Genomic DNA, 12826 nt, shown 5'->3' on the forward strand with positions numbered 1-12826 from the left:
TTGCTAACCTTACGGAGCCGACGCGAGATGACGGTCCCGCGTGCAGGCACCAAGTCCGGGTGGCGGAATAGGCAGACGCGCTAGCTTGAGGTGCTAGTGCCCAGTGATGGGCATGGGGGTTCAAGTCCCCCCTCGGACACATTTCCGTACATGATCGTCCAAGCTGAGCTTGGGCGATCACTGCGTTTCTGGCCGGTTCATAGGTCAGGCGCAGTCCGAGCTCTCCGTACACCTCGGCCCTGTCTTTCGGATCCGCGTTACGGAGTGCCCTGCGCAGGTCTCCGATCGTGGCCACCATCGCGGCTAGCTCCTCTTCTGTGAGTCGTTTCGGGATCTTGCTCATCACCCGGTCGAGGCGCATCTGCTCGACCTTCCGTCTCGCCTCCGTCTCGGCGATCCATCCGGCGACGACAGCGGGGTCACTCCCCGCGTCGACGAGGGCGCGGTAGGAGGTCAGCTTGCGCTCACACTCGGCCACGACCTCGCGGACGGATTCGGCTTCGGCCAGGCGGTGGTCGTCGGCGAGCTGGGCGTCGGCCATCGCCCGGATGGTGTCCGGAAGGTGCTCGGGATCGAAGGTCGTGGCCAGCCACGTGTCCAGGGGCTCGACGATGAGTTCCTCTCTGACATAGACAGAGCGTGGATGATCGAGTTGGTTGACCTGCGCGTACTCGCGTGGGAAGACGCAGCGGTAGTGCGGCTTGTCGTTGTTCCAGCTGCCTTGCATGCGCCGCTCGCAGATGCCGCAGAACAGCAGTCCGCGAAAGATGTACGGGCGGGGAGTCCGGCGCGGCTTGCGTCCTTCTTGGGCGCTTCCAGGGGCCGACAGCAGCGCCTGCACCTGAGCGAAGGTCTCCTCTTCGACCAGCGCCTCATGGGCGGCCTGCTGGGACCAGATCCAGTTGTCCGAGTCGTTCCAGCGGAGCTTGGTCATGTGCCCGAGGGCGACGTCATTGACGTCGATGAGCACCTCGTCCTTCCGCTGCCGGTTCCAGACCTGGCGACCGGTGTAGCGAGGGTTGAGCAGGATCGCTCGGACCGCCGCCTTCGACCAGGCGATCCCACTGCGATGGCGGTTCCTGGCCCTGTCATAGGCCGAGGGACACAGGATGCCGTCGCGGGTGAGCTTCTCCGCGACGGCGAGCAGCCCCCTGCCTCCGAGAAACTCGGCGAAGATGCGCTGCACGACGGGGCCGGTGAGCGGGTCCGGCTCCAGGCGGCGCAGGCGCTTGCCATCCGCGGCCTTGGCCGGGTTGGGATGCGGACCGGCATCGACCAGGCGATACCCGTACGGCGGGCGCCCTCCGAGATAACGGCCCTCCATCTGGGCGAGTGCGGCCATCGAGGTGCGGACCCGCAGCTTGATGCGGTTCCGCTCGCCCTTACTGATGCCGCCGAACATCGACATGATCAGTTCATGCGCCTCGTTGGCCGGATCGATGGGGCCTCCGATCTCGGGCACCCACAGCGGGACGTCGAAGTGTTCGAACAGCGGGAAGGTCAGCCCGAACTGGTTGCCGTAGAAGGCACGTTGCGGTTCGCCGACCACGACGGCGTCGAACCCTCGGGTGGGGTTGCTCAACTCGTCCAGTAGGCTTCCAGCGCGCGGCCTGCGCTGCGGCGGGATCGATCGGGACTTGTCGATGTCGAAGAACTCCGCGACGATCACACCCCCGTGAGGCTCGATCAAGGTCCGGGACCGGGACAGCTGCCAGTTCCGCGACGAGGTGGGGTCCTGGTTGTCCTCCGTGGACACCCGGCCCCAGAAGGCGAACGGGATCATTCAGGCTTCCTTTCTTCCGGCTGACGCTCCGCCAGCGCGGCGTTGGACTTCTGGAGAATCCGCAGGAGTGCACGTGCCGCTCCAGCGGTCAGTACCGGACACGTCTCGGGGATCTCCACGCGCAGCTCCCGATGCTCGCGAAGATGCCCCTTCGATCCGGGCCCTGCAGGGTACGCCTCCGAACCCTTTGTCGGAGGCCCTGAGCAGGCCCTTTGTAGCTGTTCAGCCACCCTGGCCACCTGCCTCGGTGATGCGGGTGCGGGCCAGGTCGCAGTAGTCGGCGTTGAGTTCGATGCCGGCGAAGGTGCGGCCGAGTTGCCGAGCGGCGATGCCGGTGGTGCCGCTGCCCATGAACGGATCCAGGACCTTGCCGCCGGGGCGGCAGCCGGCGGCGATGGCCTTGAGCGGGATGTCGATGGGGAAGGCCGCGAAGTGTGCCGCGCGTAGCGGGCGGGTGGAGATCGACCAGACATCCCCCGGATTCCTGCCGCTTGGGTGGGCGGCGGCATGCCGACTGCCAGTGGGACAGTGCGGTGCTCATGAGAAACCTCCAGGCGTGATGAAGCCTGGACGACGGCCAGGGCTGGATGAGGTGTATTTGCCGTGCGCTGTTTAAGCGCCGCGAGGCGAGAAGAGCGGCGGACGGGCGCGGCGTAGCGATGTGTTCACTTGAATACGGTGACGGGAACGGCTCATCCGTCCGCTAGAAAGTGTCTTGGATGCCAGTTGCGACTGCCGCTAAGTCGCGATTCTCGCTCTCACTTAAATACGTCCGCCGCCCCATCCCAACCGTCCGGCCGTCCACCTCTGATGAAGACTTTCCGCCGCAGGTATCCCATGCCGAAAGCGACATAAAAAGAGGGCCTCAGAGTTTCTCTGAGGCCCTCTTCGTCATCGCTTACTCGTCCGGGGACCCGTCGTACTGGAAGTCGCTCCTGGCGTCATCGATGCGCTCGGCCAGTTCCTTCCATTCCGCGGGCGGCGTCACGTGCTCGAATCACGGCCCGCCGGGAACCGTACGCGCCGCCGTACCGCTTCTGGGCAACCTGGCTGAGGATCCCCGCCCGTCCCAGATCATCGGCCTTCGCCGCGATCTCCATCACATCCTGGAGGACCGGGAATTCCTCACCGTCTCCGAACGCCTGCCGGAAGACGACAGCGCTGTTCTGGGCGGCGCAGAACGCCGCAGCCGCCCGGGTGACGTTCTCCGTTCGCGGCACGGGCCGCATGACCTGGGCGTTGGGCGTGGCCTCGACCTCGCCGGGAAGCACGTCGACCCGGTAGCCGTTACGCGCGGCGGCGTCTCGCACAGCTCACCTGTGGAGCGTCGTCCGGGAGATCGTCATCTCACCGCCATCCCGGCGAACGTAGACCCACACGGGCTGCTCCGCGGTGCTCTCAGGCGCGTTGCGGCAGGACGCGGAGATGGCCCGGAGCCGCTGCGCGAAGAGCAGCACCGCATCCTGCGTGACGTCATCCGAAACGTCGTCGGTGCCGAAGGGCGCGTGCCCCTGCTTGATGATCGTGGCGCTCCCGTCCATTCGCTTACGGGATCGCGTGGCGTCCACCGTACGGCAGTAGCCCCGCGCCAGCCGCCGCAGTTCGGCCCAGTCTTCCGACGTGACCCGCGCCATGTCCTCGGGCGTCAGGCTCTCCCCCGGAACGTTGGCGGGAACGCTCTTTCCGGTAGCCGCGTACGACATGATTTCCCCTATCTCCGCGACGCCCATTTCTGCGCCGCACTGCCTTTGTTCACTTCAATTACATCGCGAACTGGAGGGCGAATCAACGACATCGAGCATTTCTTTACCATTATCCAGAAGCCAGGAAATGGCGCCGGAATAGAGCGCCAACCTAGACAATAAGCCATCTTTGAATCACTTGAAAACGAAGCGGAAAACAAAGGAACAAGGACGGCACTCATAATATGCACGTTGAATTAATTGGATTAATTCAGTGCGGCAGGCAGCCCGCCACTTCTCAATGCTGGACAGGCCAGTACAGTCGGGGCGCCCACTGGCCGCCCTGTTCCGCCTTCGACCTGGGACGGCACCCCCGTCACGGTCGGCCACTCTCAATCGGCCGGCGAGTGGCCGACGACTGGCCGTCCGACCGGCCAAGGCCGGCGGCGTACGACTGGCTTGAGCGTGGTGAAGCAAGAGCCGGGACAACGATCACACGTCCCCGTCGAAAACCTCGATCTCTGTTCTTCGGCCCTGTCTGCAGTCGCCGCGAGAGAACCATTGGATCTGTTGAGCACGTTGTCCGGCTCTCGCCGGATGTCGTACTACAAAATGACCCGCCCAACCAACGACGATCCGCGGCTGGCGGCGATCGCGAGGCAGTAGATCGTCCTGTGCCGGGGCCAGTTCGCCTCCGAAGGCACGAGGCCGCTCACGATGACCTCGTCCTTCCTCTTCTCCACCAGCCGCATTCTCGGCGTGCACCCGAACTCCGCCAGCCGCTGCATGTCCCCCGCTCCCGGGAACGGACCGTCAGGGATGACATACGTGGTGGCGAACTCCGCCACATGCGGCCGATCGCACGGAACGACCGTCACCAGGGACGTCTCGGGCAAGGGGTCGATGCAATCGCCTGGCCTCAGCTCCGTGGCCTGATACCGGTGCACGCCGGGCGGAAGACTGACCTCGACGGGAGATGGAGCCGGCTCTGACGCCTGCTGGACGCTCGGGGTAGCCGACGGCGAGGAGTCAGGCCCCACGGCGCACGCCGCCAGCGCGGCCACCATACATAAGAGCAAGCCTGATAGACGGGGCAGCATGCGAGACACTGTGCCGTTCGCGGATCACCAGAAGATCGCGGCGAGACACCACCTAGATTGCACCCGAGCGGACCGTGCTTGGATCACCATCAGTCACTCGGCGTCCTCGACGGCAACAGCCCGAAGTGTTTCGTCCCCGACACGGCTGCGATGGTAGCCGGCGGTGGCCGGACTCCCGTACAGACGATCAGTTTGCCAACGCGCGCAGCCGCTTGCAGTTGCCACCGCTATCGGCTTCACAGACCGCAGCAGCGGCCCGACCGTAGAAATCACTGAAGTACTCCTGACCTGGCCGGTAGGCTTGTGCAGCGTGTCCAGGTCTTCGGTTCGCGTGCGTTTTGCGCCTTCTCCTACTGGGATGTTCCATGTGGGCGGGGCGCGGTCGGCTCTCTACAACTGGGCCGTGGCGCGACAATCCGGAGGCACCTTCGTGCTCCGTATCGAAGACACCGACACGGCCCGTAACAGGCCCGAGTGGACACAGGGCATCATCGACGCCTTGGCGGCCATCGGGATCAGCGCCGACGATCCGGCGTTCGAGGGGACGTACTTCCAGTCCGACAACGCCGGGCGGCACCCGGAAGCAGCGCTTCAGCTGTATGTGGCCGGGCGGGCGTACTACTGCGACTGCACCCGCGATCAGCTCAAGGAGCGGACCGGGTCCGAGCATCTGGGGTACGACGGCTTCTGCCGTGAGCGGGGGCTGGGGTTCTCCGAGGGACGGGCGCTGCGGTTCCGTACGCCGGACGAGGGCGAGACCGTGGTGGAGGACCTCGTCCGCGGTAAGCCCATCTTCCCCAACGCCTCTATCGAGGACTTCGTGATCGCCCGCGGTGACGGGTCGCCGGTGTTCCTGCTCGCCAACGTGGTCGATGACCTAGATGAGGGCATCACCCAGGTGGTCCGGGGCGAGGAGCACCTGTCGAACACGCCCAAGCAGCAACTGCTGTGGGAGGCCCTGGGAGCCACGCCGCCGGTATGGGCGCACCTGCCGGTCATCGTCAACGACAAGCGGCAGAAGCTGTCCAAGCGGCGCGACAAGGTGGCGCTGGAGGACTACCTGGCCGACGGGTTCCTCCCGGAGGCGATGGTTAACTACCTGATGCTGCTGGGCTGGGGCCGGGCGACGACCGGGAGATCATGCCGTACGAGGAGATGGAGCGGCTCTTCCGGATCGAGGACGTGAACACCTCGCCAGCGTTCTTCGACGTGAAGAAGCTGACGGCGTTCAACGGCGAGTACATCCGCGCCCTGTCACCAGAGGAGTTCATCGACGCCTGCGCCCGGTGGCTGGCCGAGCCCTATGCGCCGTGGCGAGCCGACGCGTTCGACGCTGAAGTGTTCGCGGAGATGGCTCCGCTGGCGCAGACGCGCCTCACGCTGCTGTCGGAAATCACAAACTATGTCGATTTCCTGTTCCTGGACGAGCCAGTGTTCGACGAGCCGTCCTGGTCAAGGGCCATGAAGCCGGGCACGACGGAACTGTTGCGTGACGTACGTGCTGCCTATGCCGACGCCGTATGGCAGGCCGATGAGCTGAAGACCGTGCTGACGACGGTGGGCGAGAATCACGGGCTGAAGCTGGGCAAGGCACAGGCCCCAGTCAGGGTCGCGGTCACGGGGCGAACTGTCGGGCTACCACTGTTCGAGTCCTTGGAGATCCTCGGCCGTAATCGAACGCTGACGCGCCTCGATGCCGCGCTGCTGCGGCTTACCGTTTAATTCCGCCGACTTCAGGACCGCGCCGGGCCATCACGCGTCACGCGGGGTATGGCATGGCTCTGTCATAAGAACTACTGGCCGGTCGTCGCGAAGACAGAGACGGGCACCTTGCATGGCGTGACGGCAGCGGACCTCCGCCTCCCCCGGGCGAGGTAAGCGTCGCCGCGCTGACGGCTGCGTACAACAAGCTGCTCACCGAACTCGCAAGGTGTGCATCGAGTTGTTCGCCATGCAGGCCGACCTGGCCCGTCTGCCAGGGCCGTTGGCCTGACCCGCCTCATCGGCTGGACCAACATCGTCGCCGCCACCGATCACTACCGCAGCCACCCAACCGACGGCCTCTACTGTAGCTACTCGGTCTCATCACATGAGAACGCTTCAGCCCTGGTCGGCGGCGTCCTCCACGAGTATTCAGAAGCGTCTTGACCTACATGGATGGAATGTCGACAGGCGCAGATACACCTACCCACTATATGTTACAAAAATATTGACTTTGGAGGAATCGTCAGCCAAACCAATGACCACTTTGACATCTCGACCGTTATGCAGCTTGGTAACGCCACCGACAATCGTACGACTTATATCATCGCGCGCCAGATTGATCTCTTTCCACCCTTTTGCCAAAAAAGACTTCTCAAGGCCATCAATACTTGTCTCCCTGTCTGCAGTAAATAGAAGATAACCGCCATCGCCCGAGTCGCAGCCGTTACCTTCTTGCATAGTAGAGGAAACCGATACCGGCAATAAGGCCAGCACAATGCGCTTCAACTCTTCGACATCTCGAGCTGCATTCTTTTCGCAACCAATACCTAACACCGAACAACTAACGACGGATGTCATCATCACTAGCGTCGCAACTATCCTCAAGAGACGGTCCATCAGGCGAACGCCATCCTTGGTAAAGAAATATGACAGACTAGCAACCGGCTCGCTCCAGCCTCCACCTAACTCCCTAACAAGCTTTTCCCCTGCAAGGCGCAGAGGGAAGATAGGGCCGTCGAAGCTGCTTCTGTTCGAAAAGGTCTTGCGCTACAGGAAGAAGTCGATCAAACCATGCCGTCCAATTGTATTGGTAGTTCACGGCCCCGTCTCCCTGCAGTGTAGTAAGATGCATATCCTTACCTTTACTCCATGCATCCAGTTGCTTTTTGTGCTCCTTCGCCCAAAGCCGCGCCACACTATTATTGTAAGCATCTGCGGCAGTGTCACATCTTGGATTCTCGAAGGCATCACGACAAGGCACCCGGGAGGAAGCAGCCGGGTGAGCGCTATGAGGAAGTCCCTGTTGCTGAACCCCGATCCCGAACTCGCCCCGTAGAACCCGTCCCGCAGAGCGACGACAACTCGGTACGTCGGCTTCGTCACCACGGTCGACTCGATCACTGTCACGTATCCCTCCTCGGTGGCCTCGTTCCGGCTGCCTCTACGACAGCCCAGGACGGAGGCGGGAGACGAGGTGGTCAACCGGTCAACTGGGTCAACTTCGTGCGCGACGCATCGCGAAACTGCAGGCTGGGCACATGATTAAGGGGTTCCGAAATGCGAGCCACCCCCCACCACAGCGAGGTGAGCGGCCATGACACCGCAGCCCAAGCACTCGAACCCAGTGCTCGCCGCGTGTCTGGCGGAACTGGGATGGAGCCCGAAGTCCCTGGCTCGTAAGCTGAACAAGGTCTTCGGACCGGGAACCGTCGCCGACTCCGCTCCCTACCACTGGCGGGATCACGCCCGCGTACCCCGCTCTCCCCTGCCGATAATGACTGCGTACGTGCTCTCCCAGGAAACGGGGAGGGTCATATCCGTCGGCGAGCTGTGGCAGGGACGTGCCCCGGACTCGCCCATGCTCGTCCCCGCGAGCGGCGGCCTGGAACTGCCGTGGACCGCGCAAGCTCTATGGAAAATTGTGGAGGATTGGGTGCTTGGAGGGCTTGTCGACCGCCGTCAGTTCCTCGCCATTTCCGGGTCGGGCCTGGCCGCCGTCGTCACCGACTACCTCGACGGCACCGCCGGACGTGGCAGCTTCCTTTCACAGTCCCCTGCCGACACCAACGAGGCGTTCCTCCTCGAACAGATCGAGAGCCAGCTGCCACGGCTCCAAGCACTCGACGACGAGCACGGAGGCGCACGCCACCTCGGCTACATCGGCGCCCAGTTCCGCAGCATCGCTCTGCTGCTCCATGAGGGCGGCCGCTCCTCCGCCGTGACCGCCAGACTTCTCCAAGCATTGGCGGAAGTCGGTCAGCTCGCGGGCTGGATGGCTTTCGACGCCACTCACCATGGCCTGGCCCAGCGCTACTTCGTCACCGCCCTGCGCGCCGCTCACCAGGTCAACGACCTGCCGCTCTGCGCCCACATCCTCGCCGACATGTCCTTCCAGGCCGCCAGCCGCGATCACCCCGCTGACGCCATCACCCTTGGGGAAGCGGCCCGCCGCGCAGGCGACGCCGCCCCGCCCGCCGTACGGGCCTCGGTCCTCTCCCGCCTCTCGTTCGCGTACGCCACGGCGGGCCGCCACACGGACTTCGAGAGAAGCCGCACCATGGCTCGCGAACTTGTGGACCAGCCACCCACGGGTCACGAGCCGCGCTGGATGTACTTCCTCACCCCCAACCACCTGGACTGCCAGGCGGGCTATGCCCTCATCCACCTGGGCATGTCCCGCAACGACGACGGCATTACCACGAAGGCACGCACTCTGCTCGACCAGGGGATCGAGCTGCTGCAGACCGGTGCGCACAACCGGAGCCAGGAAGCGGCCCACCAGCGGCGCGCCCTGTACGAGGGCGCCTGGCTCGCCCTCGGCAACAGCGCACGGGTGAACTCGAAGCCGCCTGCCATATCGGGGAGACAGCCGCCGAACGGCTGAGCACCGTCCGCTCACCTCGCAGCACGGAACTGCTTCGGCGCCTGGCCGTGGACCTGCGCCGCCGACAGCGCAACCCCTACGTTCGCAGCTTTCTTCCCCGGCTGGAGCACGCCTTGCAGGCGACGGATCGGCGTTAGAGTCACCGAATATGACCTCTGACCGCGTTGTCGTAGTCGGGGCCGGCGTCTCGGGCCTGACCACTGCTGTGGTCTTGGCCGAAGCCGGCCACAACGTGCACGTCATCACCGCCGAACTCCCGGGAGTCATATCGCTGGCCGCGGGCGCCATGTGGGGTCCTTACCTCGTCGAGCCCAAGGACAGGGTCGACCGGTGGAGCTATGAGTCTCTGCTGACCTTCCAGGAGCTTGCCGCCGACCCGGCCACCGGCGTCCGCCTCACCAGCGGCATCGAGGCATCCCGCACCGCCCAGAATCCGCCCGACTGGGCCACCACGCTTCCCGGCTTCAAGACGTGCACCCCCGCCGATCTCCCTGAGGGGTTCACGACGGGCTACCGGTTCACGGTTCCGCTCATCGACATGCCCACCTACCTCGGCTACCAACGGCGTCGACTCGATGCAGCCGGCGTGAGCATCGAGCTTCGTACATTGTCCTCCCTGGAGGACGCACAGCCGGCCGCCACCATCGTCAACTGCACAGGACTGTCGGCTCGCTCCCTCGCCCACGACCCTGGCGTGCGCGCCATCCGCGGACAGCAGGTGGTGGTGACCAACCCCGGTCTGACCGAGTTTTTCTCAGAGGACACCGGCACGTCGCCCGATCTGCTGTGCATCTACCCCCACGGTGACATCGCCGTCCTCGGCGGCACCGCCATCAACGGCGACGACTCTTTGGACGTCGATCAGCAGGCCGCCGATGCGATTCTCGCCCGTTGCCGTGCGGTCGAACCGCGACTCGCGCAGGCCCGCGTTCTCGACCATCGCGTTGGCCTACGGCCCACGCGTGATTACGTCCGCGTTGATGAGGATTCAGATCGCAAGTTGCTCCACAATTACGGACACGGCGGAGCAGGGGTTACTCTCTCCTGGGGCTGCGCATATCAGATCCAGAGCATGATCGGCTGACCTTAGCGAGGGTTATCTGGACTGCTTCAACGGGCACGACCTACGCGAATTGATCGTTAAGAAGCCGGTCCGCATCCATACAGCTCGTGCCAGCTGCCCAATAGGCGCCCTCCATGATGAGGAGCCATCAGATGCGCCGCCCTCTGGATGCGGGTACAACTATCCGCCTACCATTGATGTATGGATTGGGACGCCATAGGCGCCATAGCAACGATCGTGGGAATTCCCATAGCAGCGGTTGCCGGTTTTATCCAGATGCGCGCCAAGCCGCAGAGACGTGGGATCGAAAAACCTGCTGCCGATCCTCTCCAAGAAGATCATTTGGCCCACCCATCAGGTCATCTGGCATCTTCGATCCAACCACCCTTAGGCCGCCTGCCAGCACGAGTACACGGACGCGTTGAAATTTTGGATCAACTGGGCCGCGCCATTACGTCGGGCTCCAGCTACGTCCATGTGATCGCGGGATTGGGCGGCACCGGAAAAACGACACTGGCCCTGAAACTCGCCGAGGATTCGCGAGATAGGTTCACGTCGATCTGGTGGGTGAACGGTGCCGACCGTGTCACCCTCATGACCTCCATGCTGAGCATCGCACAGTACGAGCTGAATGTGCCGGAACCGGCCATTCGCGAGGCCATGTCTGGCCGCAGGAACGCCGCGGACCTCTTCTGGAACGCCATCCAGCAAACGGCGGCCGACGGCGGCCGACTGCTGATCATCGACAACGCCGACGATCCGCAGTCGGTGCTGGCCATAGCCGGAGACCATGTCGCCGACGGGACCGGATGGATTCGAGCCAGCCGAAACTGCTCCATCGTCGTGACGTCCCGAGACAGGGCACCGGCGACATGGGGGCGCCTGTGCGAGCTACACATCCTTGGCCCGTTGTCCCCCGATGCTGCAGCCGATCTCCTCATGGACCTCGTCCCAGGTGACAGCGATCGCGCTGCCGCGCTGGCGGTGGGACGTCGGCTCAACCGACTACCGTTGGCGTTACATCTGGCCGGCATCCATATCGGCGCGAAAAGCAGCCGACACAGGACCTTCAACGCCTACCTCAACGCCCTGCACAACGACTTCGCCTCCACGGTGTCCGAACAGCCTGTCTCTCCGGCGTGGAGCAAGGCGGACGGACGTCACATGATCACACGCACGTGGGAGCTTTCGCTGATCACGCTCACCGATCAGGGAACCGCGCACGCACAGGCTGTAGCGAGAACACTGGCCCAGTTTGCTGGCGGGCAGGTCGTACCTTCGGAGATGCTACGCGCGGAGATTCCCGTCAAGGGTAGACGAGGCGCGAAGACTCCTGCCGTAGACGTCGCGGCTTTGGAAGGCCTGGACAGGATGGGGCTCATAGATTGGTCCGCCCCTTCCGAACCTCGGGGCATCCGGATGCACGATCTGGTCGCGACGACGATACGTCAGCACACTCCCGCGTCTCAGCGGGGGAGTAGATCTCACTGGAACGCGGCCCTACACATGCTCACTGCAGGGGCCAGGACGCTGGACTTCCGTCTCCCGAGCCACTGGCCCATCTGGCGCCTGGTAGCCGCACATTTTGAAGCGCTCCTCAGCAACTCGACGACGCAGCCTAAACATGACCAACGGCGCCTGCTCGAGCTGGCGCCGCCCTTGGTCGCAATGCTGCGACTCAGCAACGCCTGGCAGGAAGCTGAACGGTTGGGCGAGGTCGCCATCGCCGCCGCCGCGAAGCTAGGTCGGAGCGAGGCTATCGTGGCCGGTGTCGAGCACAATCTGGCCACCATCCTGCAATGCCGTGGACTTTATAAGGAATCGGAGAACTTGCTTCGCGAAGTTCTACTCAAACGCGAGAGACTTCTCGGAAAGAATCATCGAGAAACTGCTCACACGAGAGGCAACTTGGCCATCGTCCTTTCCCTACAGGGGCACTACGCTGAAGCGTTGTCCATCATGAAAAGGGATTACCGTGACCGTATAAGACTTCTGGGCCAAGAGCATCCTGACACCCTCCGCGCGGGCCTGAACCTGGCTGACACGCTGCTCGAAAGCGGCGACCTCGACGCTGCCGAACAGCTCATGCGCGACACTTTGACAGCACAGGAACGAACTCTCGGCGGCGCTTACCCCGATACCTTGATCAGCCGCCACAACATGGCACGCCTCTTGCACGCACGCGGTAATCTCACCGCTGCAGCCGACGCGTACCGCGATGTTCAACGGTCGGTGGAAGAAGTGCTCGGAGTGAGTCACGAGGTGACCCTGGACAACCTACATCACTGGGGCGTGCTGATCTCGGAGCAAGGACATCGAACCGCAGCAATAAACCTGCTCGAAAGGGTTCTAAATAGTCGTAGTCAGGTGCTAGGACCGCAGCATCCCGACACTGATGAGACAGCGAAGGCTCTGCTCGCTGCTCGGTCCCTGCCTCCTTCCTGCGAAGCCACCGACTGGGCCCCAGTGACTTAGTCAGGCCGTGCCGACCCAAGCGGCATAGCGTCAACGGGACGAAGTAGAGACATAGCCTGCCCTGGCGGGTCACGTCCCAGGGAGTGGTGTAGTTCGGTTCTCGCGTGAGGCTCTGCGGACTTCGACTATGCCGTC

General features: G+C 63.7%; 7 protein-coding genes, 1 tRNA gene and 3 pseudogenes. 5 read left to right on the top strand and 6 right to left on the bottom strand.

The window, feature by feature from the left end; translation table 11 throughout:
- Positions 1 to 53: 53 nt before the first annotated feature.
- A tRNA-Leu gene (locus ABFX54_RS46060) sits at positions 54 to 139 on the top strand.
- 531 nt (positions 140 to 670) lie between these two features.
- Here ABFX54_RS46060 and ABFX54_RS57270 read toward each other — a convergent pair.
- From ABFX54_RS57270 to ABFX54_RS46080, 4 genes and pseudogenes are all read right to left on the bottom strand, one after another.
- A pseudogene (locus tag ABFX54_RS57270) lies at positions 671 to 1783 on the bottom strand (recombinase family protein); the annotation flags it as partial.
- A 222-nt stretch (positions 1784 to 2005) separates the two neighbouring features.
- Positions 2006 to 2269 (bottom strand): annotated as a pseudogene (locus tag ABFX54_RS46070) (DNA-methyltransferase); the annotation flags it as partial.
- Between the two features lie 455 nt (positions 2270 to 2724).
- Positions 2725 to 3054: a hypothetical protein gene (locus ABFX54_RS46075; RefSeq protein WP_346113376.1), complete on the bottom strand. Its 330-nt coding sequence runs from the start codon at positions 3052 to 3054 to the stop codon at positions 2725 to 2727.
- 42 nt (positions 3055 to 3096) lie between these two features.
- On the bottom strand, positions 3097 to 3513 hold the full coding sequence (locus ABFX54_RS46080) for a hypothetical protein (RefSeq protein WP_346113377.1): 417 nt from the start codon (positions 3511 to 3513) through the stop codon (positions 3097 to 3099).
- Between the two features lie 1410 nt (positions 3514 to 4923).
- Here ABFX54_RS46080 and gltX point away from each other — a divergent pair.
- Positions 4924 to 6287, top strand: a pseudogene (gene gltX, locus ABFX54_RS46085) (glutamate--tRNA ligase).
- Between the two features lie 462 nt (positions 6288 to 6749).
- On the opposite strand, the gene ABFX54_RS46090 reads toward gltX, so the two are convergent.
- Both ABFX54_RS46090 and ABFX54_RS46095 read right to left on the bottom strand, forming a co-directional pair.
- Entirely contained in the window at positions 6750 to 7166 is a 417-nt protein-coding gene (locus ABFX54_RS46090; protein WP_346113378.1) for a hypothetical protein, read from the bottom strand.
- 198 nt (positions 7167 to 7364) lie between these two features.
- Positions 7365 to 7676 carry a hypothetical protein gene (locus ABFX54_RS46095; RefSeq protein ID WP_346113379.1) on the bottom strand — a complete coding sequence of 104 codons (312 nt, stop codon included), beginning with the start codon at positions 7674 to 7676 and terminating at the stop codon, positions 7365 to 7367.
- A gap of 187 nt (positions 7677 to 7863) precedes the next feature.
- Between ABFX54_RS46095 and ABFX54_RS46100 the strand changes: the two genes are divergently transcribed.
- From ABFX54_RS46100 to ABFX54_RS46110, 3 genes are all read left to right on the top strand, one after another.
- Entirely contained in the window at positions 7864 to 9153 is a 1290-nt protein-coding gene (locus ABFX54_RS46100) for an NsdA family TPR-like regulatory protein (protein WP_346113380.1), read from the top strand.
- 148 nt (positions 9154 to 9301) lie between these two features.
- Complete coding sequence (locus ABFX54_RS46105) at positions 9302 to 10237, top strand: FAD-dependent oxidoreductase (protein WP_346113381.1); 936 nt, start codon at positions 9302 to 9304, stop codon at positions 10235 to 10237.
- A gap of 180 nt (positions 10238 to 10417) precedes the next feature.
- Positions 10418 to 12691, top strand: coding sequence for a tetratricopeptide repeat protein (locus tag ABFX54_RS46110; protein ID WP_346113382.1), 2274 nt, complete (start codon positions 10418 to 10420; stop codon positions 12689 to 12691).
- The last annotated feature ends 135 nt before the right edge of the window (positions 12692 to 12826 follow it).

It is taken from the genome of Nonomuraea maheshkhaliensis (genome assembly GCF_039529435.1).
In the GTDB taxonomy this organism is placed as follows: Bacteria; Actinomycetota; Actinomycetes; order Streptosporangiales; family Streptosporangiaceae; genus Nonomuraea; species Nonomuraea maheshkhaliensis.